This is a genomic window from Brachybacterium sp. GU-2 (assembly GCF_030866705.2).
Lineage (GTDB): Bacteria > Actinomycetota > Actinomycetes > Actinomycetales > Dermabacteraceae > Brachybacterium > Brachybacterium conglomeratum.
Genome location: NZ_CP133037.2, coordinates 3566688 through 3588761, shown reverse-complemented (window position 1 = coordinate 3588761; position 22074 = coordinate 3566688). Strand labels below are relative to the sequence as shown.

Below are 22074 nucleotides of genomic sequence, written 5' to 3'. Positions count from 1 at the left end.
CGGTTGACCGTCATGGCGACGGGGCGTGGGATGGGACGCGCGGGTGCCGTCCTGACGACTGTGCCGCACGACCGATCGACGGACGACCGGAGAGAGGGACGATGATGCACCACGCCGACGGCGGTGGACGGATCACCGGGACGAAGGACGAGAACGACGACCCGATCTGGTTTGCGGAGCAGTGCCTGTCCAACGCCCTGCGACTGGAGACCTACCGCGCCGACGCGGAGGAAGCGGGCGACACCGAACTCGCCGACCTTTTCGGCAAGGCGCAGAGCGACAGCACGAAGGGGGCGGAGCTCGCCGAGGGCCTGCTGGCACGGCGTCTCGGCACCCGCTGACCCACCCACCCGCGGAGGCCCGCCGCACCCTCCGGAAGGAGGAGCCATGCTCGATCACGCCGAGGACGACCTCTCCCTGAGCACGATGCAGACGCTCCTGCTCGAGAGCGACGACATCCAGGGTTTCCTCCAGGACTTCACCGATCTGCTCGCACGGCAGCTCTCGCTGGGCGGTCCCGAGCGCTGGTGCGCGGTGAGCCTGCTGAGGGATCGCAAGGCCGCCACCGCGGCCTCCTCGAGCCCTCAGGCGCTCGCGCTCGACGAGCTGCAGAACAGCTTCACCGACGGGCCGTGCATCACCGCGATCCGCGAGAACGCCGTGATCCGGGCGGGCGACCTGCGCGACGATGACCGCTGGCCCGCCTACGCCGCCGCAGCGCTCGAGCGAGGGGTCAGAGCCGTGCTCGGCCTCCCCTTCCACCTCGGCGACGAGGCGAAGGCTGGCCTGAACGTGTACTCGGCCACGCCCCACGACTTCGACCCGGCCACGATCGAGACGATCGTGCTCCACGTCGAGCAGGCCTCGAGCGCGCTGCGGCTCGCGGTTCGGCAGGCCCTGCACTCCGATGCGGCCCGGGACCTGCGCGCGGCGATGGAGTCGCGCACGGAGATCGACCTCGCGGTGGGGATCCTCATGGGCCGCAACCGGTGCAGCCAGGACGAGGCCGTCGAGATCCTCAAAACGGCCTCGAACCACCGCAACGTCAAGCTGCGCGACCTGGCGACGGATCTCGTCGCCTCCGTCAGCTCCGCACCCCCGACGACGTCGTTCGAGACGTAGGAGCGGTTCGTCCCCGGGTGGGCTAGGCTCCGGGTGAGGTCTAGCAGGAGGCCTCTCCGCCAGCGTGCACGAAACGGCCTCCTCTCATGCCCCACTCCCTCTCCGTGACGGTCCATGTCGATCTGGACCTCCACGAGGTCGTCCTCTCCATCGCCGGATGCCTCACCGCCCGGACCTACGACTCCGTGCTCCCCGTCGTGGCCCAGGCCCGGGGTCTCGAACCTGCTCCGCGCCTCACCCTGGACCTCCTGGACATGCAGCACATCGACGTCGATGGGCTCCTCCCCCTGCGTCAGGCGATCGACCTCGCCGATCCCGAGCAGGCGGTACCCCTGAGCATCAAGGCGCCCGAGACGCTCCCGTCGTGCCCGCTCAGCTCCGCGGCGCCGAGGGCCGACGGCTCGGACTCGCCGCCGCTGCAGCTCCACCGGCGGACCGATGCCCCGGCGACCGCTGGATCCGACGATCCCCGACGGCTCCCGTCCGCCGCGGCGAGCCCGACGATCCTCACCGAGCGCGCCCGTCGGGGCATCGCACCGCACAGCAGGCGGGAGGAGATCCTCGCCGGGGCCGCCGAGATGTTCGCCGAGCACGGCTATCACGGGGCGAGCCTGCGCGACATCGCCGGCCACATCGGGATCTCCCATCCGGGGCTCATGCACCACTTCCCCTCGAAGGACAGCCTGCTTCACACGGTCATCGACTCCCTCGAGGACCGCACGCAGCGGACCCTCGAGGAGGTCGAGCGGCTGAGCGTCGAGCCGGAGGCGCTCATGCAGGAGCTCGCGGCGACCTGGCACCCGGGGGCCCTGCACGTGCGGCTGCTGGCCACGCTCGCCGCCGAAGCGGTCAGCGGCGATCACCCGGGACGCTTCCGCATGGCGCGGCTGCGACGCGTGCACGAGAACATCTTCGAGCAGTGCTTCACCGCCTACGGCGAGCAGGGGATACTGCGCAGGGGCCTCGATCCCGGCTTCGCCGGCAGGGCGCTGCTCGGACTCGTGCTGAACCTGGCCGTCCGCGAGAAGACGGTGCGGGCGATGCAGGGTCCGACCCATGACGACGGTCCCGTCCAGGAGCTCGCCCGGATGATGCGCTCGTTCCTCTCGAAGGACGCCGTGGGCTGACCCGGAGGCGCCGCGTCGGGCCTCGTCGGGAGCCGCCTGGTCGCCCGCCCCGGCAGTCCGCTCCGAGGGTGCTCCCCGGCGCGACCCAGCCGGACTGTTTAGAGTGACCGAGGCCGCACACTCCGCGAGAAAGTCACCGATGCCTGCACCCACCGCCCTCACCGCCACCGCCCTGCACGCCGGATATCCCGGTGAGATCGTGCTCGAAGGCGTCGACCTCGAGCTGCGTGCCGGCCAGGGGCCGCTGGGACTGCTGGGGGCCTCCGGCGCGGGCAAGACCACGCTGCTGGCGGCCCTCGCCGGGGAGCACCGTCCCAGCTCCGGACGCGTCCAGTGGGAAGGGCGGGACGTCGCGAAGCTGCGGGGGAAGGACAGGCGCCGCTTCCGCGCCGCCGTCCGCTTCGTGTCCCAGTACGCGATGACGATCACCGATCCGCGCGAGACCGTCGGCTCCCGCCTCCAGCTCGCTGCGAAGGAGGCCCGCAAGGGCGGTCGCACCCACTCCGTCTCTCCCGCCGAGATGCTGGAGAGCGTCGGGCTCGAGGAGCGGTTCCTCCCGCGCACCATGCGCACCCTCTCCGGCGGCGAGATCCAGCGCGTCGCCCTCGCGACCGCCCTGTCGACCCGGCCCGAGCTGCTCGTCCTGGACGAGCCGCTGACCGCCGTGGACCCCAACACCCGCGCCCGCCTCGCCCGCTCCCTCGGCGCGACCATCGACCGCCTCGGCATCGGCGCGCTCATCGCCTCCCACGACTTCGAGCTGCTGCAGCGGCTGTGCCCCGAGATCGCGGTGCTCGGCCGGGGCCGGATCCTTGCCCGCGGACCGCTGGCCGAGGTGCTCGCCGAGCCCGAGGACGAGGAGATCCACGAGCTCGTCGCGGCCCATCCCGTGGCCGTGCAGCGCTTCGCCTGAGCGCAGCGTCGCCGGCCCCATGCGCCTGCTCGCTGGCCCTCCTCGACGCCCCTCGCTGTTCCCTCGCTCACAGCGCGGCCTCTCGAGTTGGACAGCGGGCGTCGCGGGGGTAATGTCCTTCTTTGTCGGCGCCATTAGCTCAGTTGGTTAGAGCAGCTGACTCTTAATCAGCGGGTCCGGGGTTCGAGTCCCTGATGGCGCACCCGAGGAAGAAGCCCCACCGGCCAGCCGGTGGGGCTTCTTCGTGTCCCGGAACAGTCCGAGGCCATCGAAGAGGTCGCCCACGGACACATCGAAGTAGTCCGCGACTGCCTCCACCTCGCTGGCCTTCCACCTCGCCTCACGATGGCGAGATCGTCGGGCTGGCTCCCCTCCGCCACCCTGACCAACCGAAACGTGGGGTACCTAGCCGTGCTACCACAGCACCGCGGCCACGGTTACGTAGACGAGATCCTTGAGTACATCACCCGATTCCATGTGGGGGATGGAGCTCGACGAATTACCGCGACCACAGATGCGGTCAATACCCCGATGGCGGCGGCGTTCGACCGGGCCGGTTACAAGCTGGTCGAGGTGCTCATCGAGCTGGAGCTGTCCCCGATGCACTGACCGGCGACGACGGCACCCGCCAGCGGGTGAGGACTATTCTTCGCAGACCCCGCTGATCATCCGGTTCGGCGAAGAGTTCGCCGCGTGTCCTGTGAAATGTTCGATGCCTCTCGACAGGCGATCAGCAGGCCAAGAACCTCGAGCTCGCGGTGGGCTAGCCCGTGCAGGTCCTCGCAGGGTGAGAGCACGACGACCAGGCTCAGGTGGCGGGGAGCGTCTTGAGGCATGCCCAGAGCCATGACGCGCAGGTAGCCGCCGGGTTCGGTTGGCGCGGGCAGCAGGAACGAGGTCTGCGGCCCGCCGAGCATCGCGCGGGGCCGCGGCCAGTACTGGCGAGCGGGGGCGTAAGGCGGGGTGGTCGGGCAGTCCGGGCAGGGCCATGACGTCTCGTGACCGGCTGGACCCTCACCTCATTCCCCAGCATCCGCGCCGACCTGCGCAACACCGGCGCGAACGTGGTGGACCAAGAGGCGGCACGAGACGGGAACCTGGCCACCAGCCGCTCACCCGATGATCTCTTCCCTCTGTTCCGCCGTGGGAGTACTGTCCAGTCCACCGACGCCGGAAACTGCTCGTGAGCAGCCGGGTACGCCACATGGCGCAGGCGGGGCTGACTAGCAGCTCGACACCCGGCACCTCGGTACCCGCCACCCTCCTATAAGCCAGCACCGGTCGCGGACGCGCCGGCCCTTCGAGGATCTCAGCCCACGTCCCACCTCAGGACAACCAGAAGGAAGTGATCGCGGATGCGACGGATAACGCTGCCGAGCGGGGAGTCCATGCCTGTGCTGGGCCAGGGCACCTGGGGCTGGGGTGAGGACCCCGGCCGCCGCGGCGACGAGGTCGCCGCGCTGCACGTCGGCCTCGAGCTGGGCATGACGCTGGTCGACACCGCCGAGATGTACGGCGACGGCGGCGCGGAGGAGGTGGTCGGTGAAGCATTGGCGGGTCGCCGCGACGAGGCGTTCGTGGTCAGCAAGGTCGTTCCGTCCCACGCCTCCCGTTCCGGCACGATCGCGGCCTGCGAACGCAGCCTGAAACGCCTGGGCACCGATCGGATCGACCTCTACCTGCTGCACTGGCAGGGCAGGTACCCGCTGGAGGACACCGTCGCGGCTTTCCAACAGCTCGTCGAGGACGGGAAAATCCGTTACTGGGGCGTCAGCAACTTCGACCACCGGGCCCTCGCCGACCTGCAGGACGTGCCGGGCAGCAGCGGGCTGGCCACGGATCAGGTGCTGTACAACCTGTCGCGGCGCGGACCGGAGTACGACCTCCTGCCGTGGTGCGCCGACCACCAGCTGCCGGTCATGGCGTATTCGCCGATCGAGCAGGGCCGCATCCTTCACGACACGACGCTGAACGACGTCGCGGCGCGTCACAGCGTCAGCGCCGCGGCGGCGGCCATCGCCTGGGTGCTGCGCCGCGACTCGCTCTGCACGATCCCCAAGGCGAGCAGCCCGCAGCACGTGCGAGACAACGCCACAGCACTGGACGTGGAGCTGACCCGCGAAGACCTGGATGCTCTGGACCGTGCGTTCCCGCCCCCGAGCGGACCGCGACCACTAGAAATGCTGTGACCCTGACCAAGGGCGCAGCCCGGTCGGTCCGGGCAGCGCTCCGGACAGCGCGGCAGCACCGTAGGTGAGGGTGGGAGTTGCCGGGCTTGAAAGGGGATGATTTCGCGGATGTCAGAGAACTCTGAGCCGGGCAGAGAGGCCGACGCGCGGGACAAAGGTTCATCCGCCGCTGATCTGGTCGGCCGTCCCTCAGCGGCCGGGACGTGCAACCCTGTGAGCCGGAGATCGGGCGACGTCAGGGCCGAAGGCCAAGCACGATGCCGAGGGCGGCACCGAGCAGGAGGCCTGCTCCGGCGGTGATCAGCACACTGCCGGTGAGGGGCAGCAGGATGCCGATGGACAGCGCGAAGCCGATGATCATTCCGAAGGGCAGCCATGTGGCGTCGAAAGGGCGGCGTTTCTGCGGCATCGTCGAACTCTCCGTTCTGTCGGCTCTCTGCGACGTGATCGACCTGCCTCCGGACGATGGCCTCCACGCGGTGGGCACGACAGACGAGGAGGCGTGGGGCCGCCGGACATGTGGCGAGCTGACGTCCGGTAGAGGCACTGTCCGCGAGCAGTGTCGCAACGTGCGTCACGTCGGCAGCGAGAGCGTTCGGGCCGGCTCAGCCTTGTGCTCTCCTTCGACCGTAGGCCGACCGTCGGACGATGCCCAGGCCGTGAACCGAATGGAAGGGCGAGCGGCATAGAGCCTCCTCCATGCGGCGTCACGCGACCTTCGCACGCCTTCACGCGCCTCTCGGGTGCCAGCACGGTCCCGCCCACAGCCCTCCCTTCGCACGGAACGGGAACAGCTCGAGGTCGATCATGCGGTGAAAGGTGAGACCGTCGGACCGACGGTGCCGACCGCACCGTCGAGACCATCGGCGGCGCGGGGACCAGCGCCGGTCCCCTAGACTCGGACCTCCCAAGGAAAGTCAGCGCGAGGGCCGGGGAACGGCCCTTAGCGGAGGAGGTCAGCGTGAGGATCGCGGTCACCGGTGCCACCGGAGTGCTCGGTCAGGAGGCCGTCGAGGCGCTCGTCGCCGCCGGGCACGAGGTCACAGGCATCACCCGCCGCGATTCCGGTGTACCGATCGTCGAGGGCCGCGGCGGTGCCGCCGTGGTCGCCGACGTCTTCGACGCGACCGACCTCGCCCGCACCTTCCGCGGCCATGACGTCGTGATCAACACCCTCGCCCACGTCCCGGTCGGCATGTCGGGCCTGCGCCCGCTCGCCTGGCGCGAGGACGACCGCCTCCATCTCGAGGCCTCGGTCGCGATCGCGAAGGCCGCCGCCGAGGCCGGGGTGCGCAAGCTGATCCAGGAGTCCTCCGTCTTCCTCTACCCGGACAACGGCACCGACTGGATCACCGAGGACCAGCCGCTGTCCGTGCGCAACCAGGCGTTCCGCCCCCGCGTGCGGGAGATGCGAGCGGCGGTGGACTTCGCGACCTCCGGCCGCAGCGCCGTGGTCCTGCGCCTCGGACAGCTGTTCGGCCGCGACCCGCAGACCACCCATGCGCTGAAGGCCACCCGCGAGGGCGACCCGATCCTGCTGGGCAAGCCGGAGAACTACATCACCCTGCTCCACCACAGCGATGCCGGCCTCGCCTTCGTCGCCGCGCTGCGCGCCGACAGCGGCTTCTACAACGTCGGCGGTGAGCCGATCACCCGCGGCCGTTGGGCGAAGGACCTCGCGATGGAGGCCGGGGTCGAGACGCCGGCGAAGTTCTACCCCGAGATCACGCAGGCGATCGTCGGCACCCGGCTCGAGGTGCAGCGGCGCTCGCTGCGCGTCTCCTCGGTGCGGTTCATGTCCGAGACCGGATGGCGGCCGACGGTGGGCCCGTCCACGAAAGGCTGGTCGCGCCGCTGAGCACGCGGGCGCGGCCGTCGGCAGGAGCGCATGGGCAAGGAGCGCGGACGCGTCGCCGACCAGCGCCTGATCGCGCCGCCGACGAGCGTCTGACCGAGCCGTCACCGACACCGACCGGACCGACAGCTCAGAGCTCGCGGATCACCTTCGCGGGGCTGCCGACGGCGAGGCTGCGCGCCGGGATGTCGCGGGTGACCACGGACCCCGCCCCGATTACCGAGTCCTCGCCGATGGTCACGCCCGGCATGATGATCGCTCCCCCGCCGATCCAGACGTTGTCGCCGATGGTGATCGGCTCCGCCGCCTCCCAGCCGTCCCGGCGCGGCCCCGGCTCCAGCGGGTGGATCGGGGTGAGCAGCTGGATGTTCGGGCCGAGTTGGCAGCTGCGGCCGATGCGGATGTCCACGACGTCCAGGGCCGTCAGCCCGAAGTTCACGAAGGTGCCCTCCCCGATATGGAGACGGCTGCCGTAGTCCACCTGCAGCGGCGCGCGCACGTGCGCACCCTCGCCGAAGGTCCCCAGCAGCTCGCGGAGGATCTCCTGCGCCCCGTCGGGATCGGCGGGGTACTCACGGCCGAAGCGGTCGGACACCTCCAGCGCGTGGCGGAACGCGGCCTGGATCTCAGGGTCGTCGGCGCGGTACCAGTCCCCCGCGAGCATCCGCTCCAGCGGGGTGCGGGGGTCATTCTCGTCGATCTCGAAGGACTTCATCGGGCCAGGATAGGGAACCTGCGCGGCGCTCAGCGGGGCAGGCGCATGCCGAGGCTGGGGTCCGCGTCGACGAAGCCGAGGGAGCGGTAGAGGGGCTGTCCCGGCGGATCGGCGAGCAGGGTGATGTACGGATGCGGGGGCGCGGCCCGCTCGATCCGGTCGATGAGGTCCTCCATCACGGCCCGCCCGAGGCCGCGGCGCTGATGGGCGGGGTCGGTGGCGATGTCGGCGAGGTGGAAGTACCAGGTGCCGTCGCCGAGGGTGCGGCCCATGGCGGCGAGGCCGCCGTCGGCGGTGCGGATCGTGGTCCAGGCCCAGCTGTTCTCGAGCGCGCCGACCGCCTGCTCCGGGGTGCGGGGGCTGAGCCCCGCGATCTCGCGCAGACGGACGTACTCCTCGCTCCTCGGTGCGGCGTGCTCCAGGCGGTAGCCGTCGGGGAGTGCGGCCGGGCCGGCGGCGCCGGGCCCGTCGTCGGCGCCGGGGGCGGGGCTGTCGGGGTCGCGATCGGTCATGGGGCGATCCTGCCAGGTCCGACGGCGATACTGGGACCATGGCCGACTCCCCCGCTCCCCTGCCCGACGACGCCCGGTGCCCCTGCGGGAGCGGTGACTTGCTCGGGGCCTGCTGCGGGCCCGTGCTGCGCCGCGAGCGTCGTGCCCCGACCGCCGAGGCGCTGATGCGCTCGCGGTACACCGCCTTCGCCGTGCGGGACCTGGAGCACCTGCTGCGCAGCTGGCACCCCGCCACCGCCCCCTCGCGGGAGGATCTCGCCGCCTCGCTCGCCGAGGAGGTGCGCTGGCTGCGGCTCGAGATCCACCGGGCCTCGGCCGGCGGGCCCTTCGACGATGCGGGGACGGTGGAGTTCACTGCGATCTCGAAAGGGCCGGGCGGCCGCGCGGTCCAGCACGAGCTCTCCCGCTTCGTGCGCGAGGACGGGACGTGGCTCTACCTCGACGGTCAGGTGGACTGAGCCCCGACCGGACGGTCCGAGCGAGCGCGGACGCGACGGCGCCCCGGACCCGCTCGGGGTCCAGGGCGCCGTCGATGCCTCTCGGCCGGGTGTCAGCTGCCGGCGGCGGCGACCTTCTTCTCGGCCCGCTTCGCGGCCTCCTGCAGGATCGCGCCGAGCTCGGCGGCCTGCTTCTCCGCCTGCTTCGCGCGCGGCAGCGAGGACTTCTTCACGGACTTCGCGGCCTTCTTCGCGGAGCGCTCGGTGCTGCGCCGCGCTTCCTTCATGGCCGCGGCGACCTTCTCGCCCCGCGTCGGCTCGCGACGCGAGCGGGCGACCAGCACCGCGATGCCCGCGCCGAGCGCGACCACGCCGATGACGCCGCCCACGACCACGGGCAGGGTCGAGTCGGACTTTCCGTCACCGGCGGCCGAAAAACCCTTGACCGAGCCGACGAGCTCGTTCTTCCAGCGGGTCACGGCGTTCTTCGGGTTCACGCGGTCGATCAGCTCATCGATGTCGGACGCGAGGTTGTCCTGACGCCGATAGGCCTCGTCGCGCATGTCGTCCAGGCTCTTCTTGTCTGCCACCACTGCCTCCGGGTTGATCAGGGTCTGCTGTGCAGATCGTATCGTGATCGAGGGTACGGGTCGGACGATCAGCCCTTGGTGCGGGCCAGGAAGTCGTCGGCGCCGCCGACGAGCTCCACGTGCCCGGTCTCCACGTCGGCCGTCGCCATCTTCGCGACCTCGGCCGCGAACTCCTCGACCGAGTACAGCTTCCCGGCCGCCTCGCGGCGCTGCTCGAGGGCGCCCGGACGCGCGCGGTCCAGCAGCGTCGCCGTGACGGTGCCCTCGATCATGTCGCCCGAGACGACGACGAAGGTGACGCCCTTGTCGCGCATCTCCGGGAGGCGCTCGGTCAGGGCGGTCTCGCCGGCGCGCTTGGAGCGGGCGACCTGCTCGTACTCGGGCATGGTCTCGACGTCGTCGATGAAGTGGGCCTGGTGGCTGGTCACGAACACGACGCGACCGCCCGCGGGCAGATGCGCGAGGCCGGCCTCGAGCGCGGCGACCTGCGCATCGCGGTTCAGGCGCATGGCGTAGTCCTCGCCGAGGTCCTTCTCCATGCCGCCGGACGCGTTCAGCACCAGCAGGTCGAGCCCGCCGAAGCTCTCGACCGCGGCGGACATGAGCGCCTCGAGGCCCTCGGCCGTGGTGAGGTCCGCGCCCACGGCGACGGCCTTGCCGCCGGCGGCCTCGATCTCGGCGACGACCTTGTTCGCCCGGGGCGCCTTCTGGCGGTAGTTGATGACGACGTTCGCGCCCTCAGCGGCGAGCAGCTTCGCGGTGGCCGCACCGACCCCGCGCGAGGATCCGGTGACGACGGCGGTCTTGCCTGCGAGGGCGCTCATGGGGAACTCCTGAGTGGGTCGGGGATCGGTGTCCGTGACGGGTGGGGCGCGCTGTGCCGACCGGGACCGGCCGGGTCGTGCGCCGCCGACCGTCCGAGCCTACCGGAGCACGTCGACGAGGCGGTTCGGGCCCACCGCGACGCGCCCGCTAGGCTGGCCCGGCGCGCGAGTGGCGGAATTGGCAGACGCGCTGGATTTAGGTTCCAGTGCCCGAGGGCGTGAGGGTTCGAGTCCCTTCTCGCGCACGCATGCTTCTGGCTGTGACCAGCATCGAAGGGTCACCGTTGGGCCCCTCGGGGGTGAGGTGGGCACGGATTGGGTACATCGCCCCTCCGGGTAGGTCTGTACTACCCCTCCCCCACCATGGCGGCATGAACATGAAGGACTGGCTCCGAGACCTCGAGCGGGAGATCGACCGACGCGTCACCGCCGCGGCTCGGCGAGGACACCTCGTCACTGCCGACGAGCTGCTCGAGACCCGAGTCGCACCGAACGGCGAGCTCGTCCACTTCTCGATCCGCGGGATCCTCGAGGAGGGCGACGGGTCGCAGGACCCGGGCTGGATGGAACCCGCGTGAGCCACGAGCTCTACTTCGCGCACCAGCGCGCCGTGCAGACGATCCACGGCATCGCGATCCGGTACCGGCTCGCACTCATCGGCCCGCGGATCGATGTCGCCCACTCCGAGCTCGATCCGGCCCTTCCTGAGCATTCGATCCGGGTCCGTGCCGGCGACGACGAGCTGCTGATCGACTCCGCCGACTGGGTCGGACCCCGCGCCGAGCTCGACGCGCACGTCCTCGTGTGGCTGCTCGAGCACGTCGAACTCCGCGCCGCCCGGCCCCGGCCTGCAGCGCGCCGCTACGACAAGGCGTGGATGGGGGCGTGGAGGGAGGCGAACCCCGCCCGGCGGTGAGTACGATCGCCCCACTGCACTGCCGACCAGGAGCGAGCATGGACCGAGACAGCCTGATCAAGTACATCAACGCCACCATCGCGAGCGGCGACGCACAGACGTCCGCGCTGGACTACGACGTCGAAGCGATCGCGGACGAGCTCGAGCAGCAAGCTGGGCCTGGCACGGGCGAGAAGGTCGAGGCACCCGTCTTCTGGGCGACGATCCAGAAGCACAAGAAGAACACATGACCATCACCGAGCCGCTCGGCGGGGTGCTCGTCGCCGCCGCGCTCAGCTGAGCTCAGCCGCAGGAGGCTGGCGCGTCGAGGTGTGGAACGGGTACGGGAGACGGGCGGGCGGGACAGGCACGAGCACGTCAAGAGGCCCCACCGGTGGGTGATCGGGCGCAGAGATGGTTCGTCATGGGTGGCGTCGCTCTCGTGCGAACGCTTGCCCAGTAGCAATCCGTGAGAGCTTCTGGCCAGGTTCGCGGTTGCTCGCGACGCGGACGACATCGTCACGGAACTCCTGGGGGTAGGGAGCGAACATGATGCACATCCCTCCCTGCAACGATTCTCAGCGCCACAGATCATGTGACACCTACCCGCGCATCAGTCCCCCCTGCTGCTGAACCTCGCCCTGCTCGCGGCCGGTGGCTGCTACCTCACCGAACGCGGAGCCCGTCCAGTCGTGGAAGACCTGGGAATCGTCGACGAACGGCGACCGGCCTACGAGGTCTACGCTCCCGAGCGGTTCGCCGGACTCGGGGCGAGGCCACGGTGCTGATCGGTGATTCCCAGATCGAACGGGGCCCTGGTAAGAGGTGCTCGATGCCCCAGTCGCAGTGCGGGGCCAGGGCGGCATGCTCCTCGACGAGGTCACCGCCACGGTGCCCGACACTGTCCACGGCGATGCGGAGCGGGTGATTGTCTGGGCGCGATCGAACGACGTCCTGCACGAGCGGACCACGGACGACGCTGGGCAGGACATAGGCGAGCTCCTCGCGGCCGTCGAGGTCGCCGCCCCGGGCGCCGAGCTGGTCGTTTTCCCTGCTGCCGCTGGAGTCAGGCGACGTCACCGCGACGAACACCGCGCTCGAGGCCGTCACCGGGAGGGCCGGAGCGACTATGCTCGACCTCACCCCCGCTCTCGACGGGCAGCTCGCCGACGACGGCGTGCACCGCACCGGGGCCCGGTACGAGACCGTTGCGGAGGCGCTCGCCGCCCTCTGACCAACGGGCCGCCCGGATCGTCGGCCGGCTGGTCCAGTCTCGTCAGGGTCGACCATGCACGTCCTCGGAGCCCCACGCGATAGCCTCGGCCTGCGACCGCACACGGCTCGAGATCGAGGAGAGCGCCCCATGACCCTGTTCGGGCTCGTCCGCCACGGACAGACGGACTTCAACCTGCAGAACCTCTTCCAGGGGTCCTCGGACATCCCGCTGAACGACACCGGGATCGCGCAGGCCCACGCCGCCTTAGACCGGCTGCCCGCCGTGGACTGGGACGTGGTCATCACCTCGCCGCTGCAGCGCGCCGAGCAGACCGGGCGCATCATCGGCGAGGACCACGGCATCCCCTTCGGCGGCACGGAGCCGCGCCTGGTCGAGATCGACTGGGGTGCGGCCGAGGGACAGCCCGTCGAGGAGATGGAGGCCCGCTATATGGGCCGTTCGTTCCCGGGCCGCGAGGACCATCAGGCCGTCGCCGACCGCGGCTACGACGCGCTCGAGGACCTCGAGACCCGCTACCCCGGCCAGAAGGTGCTGCTGGTCGCGCACGGCACCCTGATCCGCTTCCTGCTCTCGGGCATCATCGAGCGCCCGCTGCCCTCGATCCCGAACGCGACGCTGTCGCTGATCGAGCTCGAGGGCACCACCTGGCGGGTGCGGATGATCGCCGGCGAACAGGTCGACCACGCCGTTGAGGTGCCCACCCGGGCGCAAAACCCCCGCTTCATCGTCGACAAGGCGCAGCTCGCGCCGCACACCACCGCCGGCGCCATGGGCGCCGTCACCACCGCACCGATCCCGGGAGGGAACGCATGAGCAGCCGCACCGCCGTGGACTCCGAGGGCTCCTGGTTCGATCCGGAGCGCATCTCCGACCTGCGCCGTCACCTGCCGATCACCTACGTCGACGTGGTGCCGGTGCGCACTGACGTGGACGGGGCCGTGGCCGAGGTGGGGCTGCTGCTGCGCGCCTCGGGCGCCGGCCAGATCGTGCGTTCGATCGTCTCCGGCCGGGTGCTGATCCACGAGACGCTGCGCGAGGCGATCGCGCGCCACGTCGAGAAGGACCTCGGGACGATGGCGATGCCGCGCGTCCCCGTCTCCCCCGTCCCGTTCACGGTCGCGGAGTACTTCCCCACGCCCGGCGTCTCCCCCTTCCACGACCCGCGCCAGCACGCGATCTCGCTGGCCTACGTGGTCCCGATCGGCGGGGAGACCGCCCCGCAGGAGGACGCTCTGGAGCTGTCCTGGTTCGGGGTGGACGAGCTGCTGGGTGACTCCTCCCCGCTCGACGAGATGGACGGCGGCCGCGACCTGCTGGTGCGCCGGGCGCTCGCGTACATGGGCGCCGCCTGAGCGGCATCGTCTGAGCAGCGCCCGTCCTGGGACCCGGCTCGGCCCCGCTGGCCCCGCCCGGCCTCACTCGAGCTGCGGCCCCCTCGACGTGATCGAGCGGCAGATCTCGACCGGATCAGCTCGATGAATCCGGTCGAGATCTGCCACTCGATGCGCGAGATGATCGCAGCCGCCGCAGCGGACCGCCATGGCGACGCCGTGGCATCGCCGTGAATCCGCCGAGCGCTGCATCTGGACCGCCATCAGGCAGTCGTGGCGGTCTAGATGCAGCGCTCGGTGTCGGCCAGGGCGGGTCGGGGCCGGGTGGGCCGGCCGGGGAGGGGCCGGTGCCGCCCGGGCCGGGGCCCGGGGGCTCATCCCAGCAGGCGGGCGACGTGCGGGGCGATCGCGCGGAACGCCTTCCCGCGGTGGGAGATCGCGTCCTTCGCCTCGGCGGTGAGCTCGGCGGAGGTGAGCTCCTCGCCGTCGGGCAGGAACAGCGGGTCGTAGCCGAAGCCGCCTTCGCCGCGTCGCTCCCGCAGCAGCGTGCCGGTCATCTCGCCGCGCTCGACGTGCTCGGCGCCGTCCGGGCCGACGAGCGCCGCCGCGCAGACGAAGCGGGCGCCGCGATGCGCGTCGGGCACGTCGGAGAGCTGGGCGAGCAGCAGGTCGTTGTTCGCCTCGTCGTCGCCGTGACGGCCCGACCAGCGGGCCGAGAAGATGCCCGGGGCGCCGCCGAGCACGTCGACGGCCAGGCCCGAGTCGTCGGCGACGGCGAGCAGCCCGGTCGCCGACGCGGCGGAGCGGGCCTTCAGCAGGGCGTTCCCCTCGAAGCTCACCTCGTCCTCGACCACATCGGGCAGCGCGATCCCGGCGGAGGAGATCACCTGCTCAGGGGCGAGGCCGGGCACGGCCGGGGCGAGGATCCGCTGCAGCTCGCGGAGCTTCTTCGCGTTGTGGGAGGCGAGGATGACCCGCGCCCCGGCGGGGACGACGCCGGAGGCGGCGCTCATGCCTGCGCAGCCAGGACGTCGCGCTGGATCTCGGCCAGGCGTGCGCAGCCGGTGGTCGCGAGGTCCAGCAGGGTGCCGAGCTCGGCACGGTCGAAGGGGGTGCCCTCGGCGGTGCCCTGCACCTCGACGAAGCCTCCGGTGCCGGTGACCACGACGTTCATGTCGGTGTCGGCGGTGACGTCCTCGCGGTACTCGAGGTCCAGCAACGGCCGTCCCTCGACGATGCCGACGCTGATGGCGCTGACCGTGTCGGTGAGCACCTCGGACGCGGCCGGCAGGTCGGTGTGGCGCTTCGCCCAGGAGACCGCGTCGGCCAGCGCCACGTAGGCGCCGGTGATCGCGGCGGTGCGGGTGCCGCCGTCGGCCTGGAGCACGTCGCAGTCGAGCTGGATGGTGTTCTCGCCGAGGGCGTCGAGGTCGATCACGGCGCGCAGGGAGCGACCGATGAGGCGGGAGATCTCGTGGGTGCGCCCGCCGATCTTCCCCTTCACGCTCTCGCGCGGGGAGCGGGTGTTCGTGGCCCGCGGCAGCATCGCGTACTCGGCGGTGACCCAGCCGGAGCCGGAGCCCTTCTTCCACCGCGGCACGCCCTCGGTGAAGGACGCGGTGCACAGCACACGGGTGCGGCCGAACTCGATCAGCGCGCTGCCCTCGGCCTGGTCCTGCCAGCCCCGGGTGATGCGCACCTCCCGCAGCTGGTCGGGGGTGCGGCCGTCGACGCGGTCGCCGACGAAGGTCTCGGTCTGGGGGCTCACGGGAGCTGCCTCCTCAGGGGTGGGTCAGGCGGTCACCTCGAGGATATCGGCCGAGCGGACCATCGTGATCGGGCCCGAGTGGACCTCCTGCGCCTCCGCGAGCGGGATCGCCGGATCGGTCCAGGCCGGGATGTGGGTGAGCGCGAGATGGCCCACCCCGGCGCGGGCGGCGGCCTCCCCGGCGCGGCGCCCGGTCAGGTGCACGCCGGTGAAGCGGTCGTCGCGGCCCTCGATGTAGCCGGCCTCGCACAGGAACAGGTCCGCGCCGCGTGCCAGGTCGTCCAGCGCCTCGCACTCGTCGGTGTCGCCGGAGTAGGCGAGGACGGCGTCGCCCGCGGTGATGCGGAAGCCGTAGGCCTCCACCGGGTGCTGCACGGCGCGGGTCTCGATCGAGAAGGGCCCGATCGTGAAGCGGTGCCCGTCGGAGAGCGGGTGGTGCTCGAACGGGGAGCAGGTCACGCCGTCGGGCACGTTCCCCTCGCGGCTGAGCACCGCGGAGAGCCGGTCCGCCAGCGGGGCCGGGGCGTGGATCGGCAGCTGGCCCAGGTCCGTGCGGGAGTGGTAGGCCCAGAACACCTCGAGACCGGTGAGGTCGAGGTAGTGGTCGGGGTGGAGGTGGGAGATGATCACCGCGTCGAGATCGGCGGGGTCGATCACGCTCTGCAGCGGACCGAAGGCGCCGGAGCCGAGGTCCATCAGCACCCGCCAGGTGCGTCCCGCCTCGTCCTCGTGCTCGAGGAGGTAGCTGGAGGCGGCACCCTCGGGGCCGGCGAAGCTGCCGCAGCAGCCGATGACGTGGACCCTCATGCGCTCACCACCGGCAGCGAGCCGGTCATGTCCAGGGTGGGGCCGAGGAAGCGGCGCGAGAGCAGCGCGAACTGCTCGCTGCCGCGGCCCTCGGCGGTCTGGGAGAAGACGTGCCGCGGGGAGCGGTCGGTCTCGCGCAGGGCGTCCGCGGCGTGCAGCTGGCGGAACACGTCCAGCGCCGTCTCCTCCGCGGAGGAGACGAGGGTGACGTCCGGGCCCATCAGGTAGCTGATGGGACCGGCGAGCATCGGGTAGTGGGTGCAGCCGAGCACGAGCGTGTCCACGCCCGCCTCGCGCACCGGGGCGAGGTACTCCTCGGCCACCTCGAGCACCTCCCGCCCGCTGACCACGCCGTTCTCGACGAACTCGACGAAGCGGGGGCAGGCCTGGGTGATCAGGTCGAGCTGGGGGGCCGCGGCGAAGGCGTCCTCGTAGGCGCGGGAGGTGACGGTGCCCTGGGTGGCGATCACGCCGACCCTCCCGTTGCGGGTCGCGGCGACGGCGCGGCGCACGGCCGGCTGGATCACCTCGATGACCGGCACGTCGTAGCGTTCGCGCGCATCGCGCAGCACGGCGGCCGACGCGGTGTTGCAGGCGATCACGAGCATCTTCACGCCGTGCTCGACGAGATGGTCCATGATCTCCAGCGCCAGCGAGCGCACCTCGGCGATCGGGCGGGGGCCGTAGGGCCCGTGCTCGGTGTCGCCGATGTAGAGCAGCTCCTCCTGCGGCAGCTGATCCAGCACGGCGCGGGCGACCGTCAGGCCGCCCACCCCGGAGTCGAACATCCCGATCGGCGCGTTGTTCATCCCGGCAAGGCTAGTGCGGACAGGTGTCCAGGGCAGTGACGGCGCGCTCACTGCGTGCCGTTTCACAGTTCGTCCACACCCGGCACGCGACCGGACGACCCGTCAGTCCAGGGCTCGCAGCAGGCTCTCCTGGAGCCAGCTCAGCAGCTCGTACACCGCGATGACGATGTCGGAGCCGACGTGCTCCTCGTCGCCGGTGGAGCCCGCACCCTCGACCCGCTCGCCGATCTGCTGGAGCATCCGGACGGTGTCGAAGTCGCCGTCGCGCTGCAGGCCGAGCCGGTCGGCGAGCACGATCCGCACGTCGTTCAGGGCGCGCAGCATCGACATCGCCTCGTCCTCGTCCAGGACCACCTCGCTGTGTCCTTCCCCGGCCGCGTCGAGGATCCTCATCACGCGGCGGAGGTCGGCGAGCTTCGCGTCGGCCAGATCGCGCTGGCCCAGGCGTCGGTACTCCTCGGCGAGCGCCGGGTCCTCCGACGCGGCGGGGAACAGGCGCCGCACGGCGGAGTCCGAGGGGGTGCGGGCCTCGCGGCCGGCCAACTCGGCCTCGAGCCGGCGCAGCGGGTCCTCGCTCTCGGCGGCGCGGCGCAGCGCGTCCCCGCCCTGGTCGATGCCGAGGTCCCCGCGGATCAGGTCCGCGGTCTCCTGGGCGACCTGGGCGATGATCGCCTTCTCCTCGCCGTCGAGGCGGCAGGCGAGGGAGCCGTCGGGTCGACGTCGGAACGCATGCGCCATCAGCCCTCCCCCGCCTTCTCGATCGTGGACTGCAGTCCGAAGGAGTGCATGGCCTGCACGTCGGTCTCCGCCTTCTCGCGCGAGCCGCGGGAGACGATCGCGCGGCCCTCCTCGTGGACCTGCATCATGAGCTGCTCGGCGACCACGCGGGAGTACCCGAAGTAGCGGCGGAAGACGAACACGACGTAGCTCATGAGGTTCACCGGGTCGTTCCAGACCACGGTGCACCAGGGGCCCTCGGTCTCGAGCGTGGTGCGCTCCTCCGTCGCGGCATCGGTGCGGGTCCGCGTCCGCGGGTCCGCCCGCGGCAGATCGACCGGCATGCACATCCCTCCTGAGTCTCGCCGCTGCCCGGGGCGCCGGGTGGGCGGCGCACCGAGTCTACGGGGCGCGCCGCCTCCCCTGCCCGCCCGCCACGCACTACGGTGGACACCGTGACTTCCGCCCTGCTCACCGACCTCTACGAGCTGACGATGCTGGAGGCGGCCCGGGATGCGGGGACCGCCTCCCGCCGCTGCGTCTTCGAGGTGTTCACCCGCTCCCTGCCCGCCGGGCGCCGCTACGGCGTGCTCGCCGGCACGGGCCGCGTGCTCGACGCGATCGCGGACTTCCGCTTCGACGACGCGGACCTGCGCTACCTCGCCTCGACCGGCGCGCTGCGGGAGGACACCCTCGACCATCTCGCGCAGTACGAGTTCACGGGCGACGTCTTCGGGTACCAGGAGGGTGAGCTGTTCTTCCCGAACTCGCCCGTGCTGCGGATCGAGGGGACCTTCGAGAGCGCGGTGATGCTGGAGACGGTCGTGCTCTCGATCCTGAACCACGACAGCGGCGTCGCCTCCGTCGGCTCGCGCATGGTCACCGCCGCGCGAGGCCGTCCCCTGATCGAGATGGGCGGGCGGCGCGTGCACGAGGACGCCGCGATCGCCGCGGCCCGCGCCGCGTACCTGGTCGGCTTCGCCTCCACCTCGAACCTCGCCGCGGGCGCGCACTACAGCATCCCGGTCGCGGGCACCTCCGCGCACGCCTTCACGCTGCTGTTCGACAGCGAGGAGGACGCCTTCCGCGCCCAGCTCACCACCCAGGGCGCCGGCACCACCGTGCTGGTGGACACCTATGACGTGGAGTCCGCGGTACGCACCGCGGTGGAGATCGCCGGCCCCGGGCTCGGGGCGGTGCGGCTGGACTCCGGCGACCTGGCCGAGCAGGCCGGACGCGTGCGGGAGCTGCTGGACTCGCTCGGCGCGACCTCCACGCGCATCACCGCTACCGGCGACCTCGACGAGCACCGGGTCGAGGAGCTGAAGGATGAGCCGCTGGACGGCTACGGGATCGGCACCCGCCTGGTGACCGGCGGCGGGCACCCCGCCCCCGGCTTCGTGTACAAGCTCGTCGAGCGCGAGGGCGCCGACGGGCAGATGCATCCGGTCGGCAAGCGGTCGACGGACAAGGCGACCCTCGGGGCGGGCAAGGCCGCGTACCGGATGGTCGTCGGCGGGCAGGCCCGGGCGGAGCTGGTGCTCCCGGGCGAGGCGGAGGTCGCGGAGTTCGAGCGGGAGCTGACGGCGGAGCTGATCTCCGGCACGTCCAACCCTGACTGGGCCCGCACCTCGCTGCGTCCGCTGCAGGTGCCGCTGATCGAGGCCGGCGAGGACGTCGCCCCGAAGCGCGCCCCCGCACGGCTCGAGGCCGCCCGCGAGCGCCACGCCGCCTCCCTCGCGGAGCTGGGCCTCTCGGCCGACGACGGGCCCGACGGCGAGATCGCGATCCCGACCCTCACCGACGGCGCGGAGGCCGCCCGCGTCCTGCGCTGAGCGCGCGGGCAGGGTCGGGAGTCGGCAGGGGTCAGCGGCGGCCGACGAACCAGCCGCGCACGATCGAGATCCGCTCCTCGATCTGCTCGGCGCTGGCCTGCGCGACGGCGGGCCCGCCGCTGCGCGAGCGCAGCGTGTTGTGGACCGAGCCGTGCGGGGTGCCGGACTTCTTCGCCCACGCCGAGACCAGGGAGCTGAGCTCCTTGCGCAGGTCCATGAGGCGGCGGTGGTCGACCACGCCGGGGGTCGTCGGCTGCTGGTCCGCACCGCTCTTCTGGCGTCGGGCCTGCTGCTGGGCCTGCTGCTGCTGGAGCACGACCCGCATCTGGTCGGCGTCCAGCAGCCCGGGGATGCCGAGGAACTCCTGCTCGTCCTCCGAGCCGATCATGCCGCCGGCGCCGTACTCGCCGCCGTCGAACAGGACCCGGTCGAAGGAGGCCTCCGACTCGAGCGCCTCGAAGCTCATCTCGAGCTGGTCGCTGGCCTGCTCGGGCCGGTTGGCCTGCTCGATCAGCGACTCGTCGAGCCCGGTCTCCTCGTCGCCCGTCCTCGGCCGGCGGTCCAGGACGTGGTCGCGCTCCTCCTCCATCGCGGCCGCGTGGGCCATCAGGATCGGGACGGTGGGCAGGAAGACGCTCGCGGTCTCGCCGCGGGTCCGCGAGCGCACGAAGCGGCCCACGGCCTGGGCGAAGAACATCGGGGTGGAGGTCGAGGTGGCGTAGACGCCGACGGACAGGCGCGGCACGTCCACGCCCTCGGACACCATGCGCACCGCGACCATCCAGCGGTCGTCGGAGGCGGAGAAGTCCTCGATCCGCTTGCCGGCGCCCTCGTCGTCCGAGAGCACCACGGTGGGCGCCTGCCCGGTGAGGTCGTGGAGGGTCGCGGCGTAGGCGCGGGCGGCCTTCTGGTCGGTGGCGATGACGAGCCCACCCGCGTCGGGCACATGGCGGCGCACCTCGGTCAGGCGCCGGTCCGCGGCTGAGAGCACGGACTGGATCCACTCCCCCTTGGGGTCCAGGGCGGTGCGCCAGGCCTGCTGGGTGATGTCCTTGGTCTCCAGCGCGCCGAGCTGGGCGGAGACCTCGTCGCCCGTCTTCGTGCGCCAGTGCATGCGACCGGAGTAGGTCATGAACAGCACGGGGCGCACGACGTGATCGCGCAGCGCCTCGCCGTAGCCGTAGGTGTAGTCCGCCCTCGAGCGCGCGAAGCCCTCGGCGTCCTCCTCGTAGGTGACGAAGGGGATCTCGGAGTCGTCCGAGCGGAACGGCGTGCCGGTCAGGGCCAGGCGCCGCGTGGCGGGGTCGAAGGCCTCGCGCACCCCGTCGCCCCAGGTCCGGGAGTCGCCGGCGTGGTGGATCTCGTCGAGGATCACCAGGGTGCGGTCCGCCTCGGTGCGGGCGCGGTGCAGCGCCGGGTGCATGCCGATCTGGGCGTAGGTCACTGCGACGCCCTGGTAGTGGCTGCCGTGCGCGCCCTGGGAGTTGGAGAAGTTCGGGTCCAGTGAGATGCCCACGCGCGCGGCGGCGTCGGCCCACTGGGTCTTCAGGTGCTCCGTCGGGGCGACGACGGTGACCCGTCGGACGGTCCCCTCGGAGAGCAGACCCGCCGCGATCTGCAGCGCGAAGGTCGTCTTGCCGGCGCCCGGGGTCGCGACGGCCAGGAAGTCCTTCGGCGCCCGGGTGCGGTACATCTCGAGGGCCTCGGCCTGCCAGGCGCGGAGCTTGGGGACGGTGCCCCAGGCGGCGCGCTCGGGGTAGGCGACGGGGAGCGTTCTCGCCGCCGCCTCGGAGGGCTGGCGGGGGTCGCTCTGGGAGAAGAGGGAGGGAGTGGTGTTCACGGCGTGGACCACCGTACCGCCGGGGACCGACGACCCGCCCACCTGCCCGATGTGAGGAAGTCCGCGGAGGCGGCGCGAGGGCGGCGCCGCCTCTCGGCGGCACCGCCCTCGCGGCGGATTCCTGCAGGGCAGGGGCTCAGCGGCGACCTCCGAAGAAGCCGCGGAAGCCGCCGCCACGGCCGGCGCCGCCCTTGCCTCCCGTGCCGTCGCCGCCGTCGTTCGGCTCGCGGATCCCCTCGTAGATCTCCTTGCACTCCGGGCACACCGGGTACTTCTCGGGGTCGCGGCCGGGCACCCATACCTTGCCGCACAGTGCGATCACGGGCGAGCCGCCGAGTGCGGCCTGGGTGATCTTGTCCTTGCGCACGTAGTGCGCGAACCGGTCGTGGTCGCCGTCGTCGGTGGTCTGCTCCTGCTCCTGCACCTGACGGTCCATGACGGCGGTGGGTGCGGCTCCCGGGTCATCGGAGTAGGGGTCCATGCGGGACGGATCGGACGTGGAGGACATGGAGGACATGACAGCCTCCCTCGCTTTCTGCCTCGGTCGCGGG

General features: G+C 71.7%; 29 protein-coding genes and 2 tRNA genes. 17 read left to right on the top strand and 14 right to left on the bottom strand.

Translation table 11 applies throughout. The annotated features are described in order from the left end of the window. Nucleotides 1–101: 101 nt before the first annotated feature. From RBL05_RS16465 to RBL05_RS16430, 8 genes are all read left to right on the top strand, one after another. A complete protein-coding gene (locus RBL05_RS16465) occupies nt 102–341 on the top strand; it encodes a hypothetical protein (RefSeq protein WP_308738571.1) in 240 nt (79 codons plus the stop codon). Between the two features lie 46 nt (nt 342–387). After that, on the top strand, nt 388–1122 hold the full coding sequence (locus RBL05_RS16460) for a GAF and ANTAR domain-containing protein (protein WP_308738572.1): 735 nt from the start codon (nt 388–390) through the stop codon (nt 1120–1122). Between the two features lie 86 nt (nt 1123–1208). Continuing rightward, nucleotides 1209–2249 carry a TetR/AcrR family transcriptional regulator gene (locus RBL05_RS16455; RefSeq protein WP_308738573.1) on the top strand — a complete coding sequence of 347 codons (1041 nt, stop codon included), beginning with the start codon at nt 1209–1211 and terminating at the stop codon, nt 2247–2249. Between the two features lie 139 nt (nt 2250–2388). Then, nucleotides 2389–3162 (top strand): ABC transporter ATP-binding protein, encoded by a 774-nt coding sequence (locus tag RBL05_RS16450; RefSeq protein WP_308738574.1) that lies wholly within the window; start codon nt 2389–2391, stop codon nt 3160–3162. Between the two features lie 128 nt (nt 3163–3290). Beyond that, nucleotides 3291–3364: transfer RNA gene (locus RBL05_RS16445), tRNA-Lys, on the top strand. Between the two features lie 29 nt (nt 3365–3393). Next, nucleotides 3394–3771: a GNAT family N-acetyltransferase gene (locus tag RBL05_RS16440; protein ID WP_308738575.1), complete on the top strand. Its 378-nt coding sequence runs from the start codon at nt 3394–3396 to the stop codon at nt 3769–3771. A 389-nt stretch (nt 3772–4160) separates the two neighbouring features. Continuing rightward, nucleotides 4161–4349, top strand: a complete 189-nt coding sequence (locus RBL05_RS16435) for a DJ-1/PfpI family protein (protein ID WP_412523776.1) — start codon at nt 4161–4163, stop codon at nt 4347–4349. A 201-nt stretch (nt 4350–4550) separates the two neighbouring features. Next, the gene (locus RBL05_RS16430; protein WP_308738576.1) at nt 4551–5351 is read left to right on the top strand and encodes an aldo/keto reductase; all 801 of its coding nucleotides are present in this window, start codon (nt 4551–4553) and stop codon (nt 5349–5351) included. Between the two features lie 235 nt (nt 5352–5586). Here RBL05_RS16430 and RBL05_RS16425 read toward each other — a convergent pair whose 3' ends face one another. Further along, nucleotides 5587–5760, bottom strand: a complete 174-nt coding sequence (locus tag RBL05_RS16425) for a hypothetical protein (RefSeq protein ID WP_010549725.1) — start codon at nt 5758–5760, stop codon at nt 5587–5589. Between the two features lie 552 nt (nt 5761–6312). Between RBL05_RS16425 and RBL05_RS16420 the strand changes: the two genes are divergently transcribed. Further along, nucleotides 6313–7209, top strand: a complete 897-nt coding sequence (locus tag RBL05_RS16420; RefSeq protein ID WP_308738577.1) for an NAD-dependent epimerase/dehydratase family protein — start codon at nt 6313–6315, stop codon at nt 7207–7209. Between the two features lie 127 nt (nt 7210–7336). On the opposite strand, the gene RBL05_RS16415 is transcribed toward RBL05_RS16420, so the two are convergent. Together RBL05_RS16415 and RBL05_RS16410 are read right to left on the bottom strand one after the other, a co-directional pair. Then, on the bottom strand, nt 7337–7921 hold the full coding sequence (locus tag RBL05_RS16415) for a sugar O-acetyltransferase (protein ID WP_308738578.1): 585 nt from the start codon (nt 7919–7921) through the stop codon (nt 7337–7339). Nucleotides 7922–7950: 29 nt separating this feature from the next. Further along, nucleotides 7951–8433, bottom strand: coding sequence for a GNAT family N-acetyltransferase (locus tag RBL05_RS16410; protein ID WP_308738579.1), 483 nt, complete (start codon nt 8431–8433; stop codon nt 7951–7953). Between the two features lie 38 nt (nt 8434–8471). Here RBL05_RS16410 and RBL05_RS16405 point away from each other — a divergent pair, with 38 nt between their 5' ends. Next, a complete protein-coding gene (locus tag RBL05_RS16405) occupies nt 8472–8891 on the top strand; it encodes a YchJ family protein (protein ID WP_308738580.1) in 420 nt (139 codons plus the stop codon). A 92-nt stretch (nt 8892–8983) separates the two neighbouring features. Here RBL05_RS16405 and RBL05_RS16400 read toward each other — a convergent pair whose 3' ends face one another. Together RBL05_RS16400 and RBL05_RS16395 are read right to left on the bottom strand one after the other, a co-directional pair. Further along, a complete protein-coding gene (locus RBL05_RS16400; RefSeq protein WP_308738581.1) occupies nt 8984–9460 on the bottom strand; it encodes a hypothetical protein in 477 nt (158 codons plus the stop codon). Between the two features lie 68 nt (nt 9461–9528). Continuing rightward, nucleotides 9529–10284 carry an SDR family oxidoreductase gene (locus tag RBL05_RS16395; protein WP_308738582.1) on the bottom strand — a complete coding sequence of 252 codons (756 nt, stop codon included), beginning with the start codon at nt 10282–10284 and terminating at the stop codon, nt 9529–9531. Between the two features lie 163 nt (nt 10285–10447). Between RBL05_RS16395 and RBL05_RS16390 the strand changes: the two genes are divergently transcribed. The 6 genes from RBL05_RS16390 to RBL05_RS16365 all read left to right on the top strand — a co-directional run bounded on the left by RBL05_RS16390 (nt 10448) and on the right by RBL05_RS16365 (nt 13768). After that, a tRNA-Leu gene (locus tag RBL05_RS16390) sits at nt 10448–10529 on the top strand. A gap of 126 nt (nt 10530–10655) precedes the next feature. Beyond that, nucleotides 10656–10862, top strand: a complete 207-nt coding sequence (locus RBL05_RS16385) for a hypothetical protein (RefSeq protein WP_270409867.1) — start codon at nt 10656–10658, stop codon at nt 10860–10862. After that, nucleotides 10859–11200, top strand: coding sequence for a hypothetical protein (locus RBL05_RS16380; protein WP_308738583.1), 342 nt, complete (start codon nt 10859–10861; stop codon nt 11198–11200). Before RBL05_RS16385 ends, RBL05_RS16380 begins: the two co-directional genes overlap by 4 nt. A 38-nt stretch (nt 11201–11238) precedes the next feature. Further along, nucleotides 11239–11430 (top strand): hypothetical protein, encoded by a 192-nt coding sequence (locus tag RBL05_RS16375; protein ID WP_308738584.1) that lies wholly within the window; start codon nt 11239–11241, stop codon nt 11428–11430. Nucleotides 11431–12542: 1112 nt separating this feature from the next. Continuing rightward, on the top strand, nt 12543–13229 hold the full coding sequence (locus tag RBL05_RS16370) for a histidine phosphatase family protein (protein ID WP_308738585.1): 687 nt from the start codon (nt 12543–12545) through the stop codon (nt 13227–13229). Beyond that, nucleotides 13226–13768, top strand: coding sequence for a DUF4916 domain-containing protein (locus RBL05_RS16365; RefSeq protein ID WP_308738586.1), 543 nt, complete (start codon nt 13226–13228; stop codon nt 13766–13768). Before RBL05_RS16370 ends, RBL05_RS16365 begins: the two co-directional genes overlap by 4 nt. A gap of 63 nt (nt 13769–13831) precedes the next feature. Here the strand turns inward: RBL05_RS16365 and RBL05_RS16360 are convergent, their stop codons facing one another. The 7 genes from RBL05_RS16360 to clpS form a co-directional block, all read right to left on the bottom strand. Further along, on the bottom strand, nt 13832–14011 hold the full coding sequence (locus RBL05_RS16360) for a hypothetical protein (protein ID WP_308738587.1): 180 nt from the start codon (nt 14009–14011) through the stop codon (nt 13832–13834). A gap of 110 nt (nt 14012–14121) precedes the next feature. After that, nucleotides 14122–14760 carry an RdgB/HAM1 family non-canonical purine NTP pyrophosphatase gene (gene rdgB / locus RBL05_RS16355; protein WP_308738588.1) on the bottom strand — a complete coding sequence of 213 codons (639 nt, stop codon included), beginning with the start codon at nt 14758–14760 and terminating at the stop codon, nt 14122–14124. After that, nucleotides 14757–15515 (bottom strand): ribonuclease PH, encoded by a 759-nt coding sequence (gene rph, locus RBL05_RS16350; RefSeq protein WP_308738589.1) that lies wholly within the window; start codon nt 15513–15515, stop codon nt 14757–14759. The genes rdgB and rph overlap by 4 nt, the downstream gene beginning before the upstream one ends. 24 nt (nt 15516–15539) lie before the next feature. Then, nucleotides 15540–16322: an MBL fold metallo-hydrolase gene (locus RBL05_RS16345; protein ID WP_308738590.1), complete on the bottom strand. Its 783-nt coding sequence runs from the start codon at nt 16320–16322 to the stop codon at nt 15540–15542. Then, nucleotides 16319–17131, bottom strand: a complete 813-nt coding sequence (gene murI, locus RBL05_RS16340; RefSeq protein ID WP_308738591.1) for a glutamate racemase — start codon at nt 17129–17131, stop codon at nt 16319–16321. Before murI ends, RBL05_RS16345 begins: the two co-directional genes overlap by 4 nt. A gap of 102 nt (nt 17132–17233) precedes the next feature. Then, nucleotides 17234–17869 (bottom strand): DUF2017 family protein, encoded by a 636-nt coding sequence (locus RBL05_RS16335; RefSeq protein WP_308738592.1) that lies wholly within the window; start codon nt 17867–17869, stop codon nt 17234–17236. Continuing rightward, a complete protein-coding gene (gene clpS / locus RBL05_RS16330; RefSeq protein WP_308738593.1) occupies nt 17869–18192 on the bottom strand; it encodes an ATP-dependent Clp protease adapter ClpS in 324 nt (107 codons plus the stop codon). Before clpS ends, RBL05_RS16335 begins: the two co-directional genes overlap by 1 nt. Nucleotides 18193–18303: 111 nt before the next feature. Between clpS and RBL05_RS16325 the strand changes: the two genes are divergently transcribed. Then, complete coding sequence (locus RBL05_RS16325; RefSeq protein WP_308738594.1) at nt 18304–19683, top strand: nicotinate phosphoribosyltransferase; 1380 nt, start codon at nt 18304–18306, stop codon at nt 19681–19683. Between the two features lie 31 nt (nt 19684–19714). Here the strand turns inward: RBL05_RS16325 and RBL05_RS16320 are convergent, their stop codons facing one another. Further along, nucleotides 19715–21523, bottom strand: coding sequence for a DEAD/DEAH box helicase (locus tag RBL05_RS16320; protein WP_308738595.1), 1809 nt, complete (start codon nt 21521–21523; stop codon nt 19715–19717). 136 nt (nt 21524–21659) lie between these two features. Continuing rightward, the gene (locus RBL05_RS16315; RefSeq protein WP_308741155.1) at nt 21660–22031 is read right to left on the bottom strand and encodes a DUF3039 domain-containing protein; all 372 of its coding nucleotides are present in this window, start codon (nt 22029–22031) and stop codon (nt 21660–21662) included. Between the last annotated feature and the right edge of the window lie 43 nt (nt 22032–22074).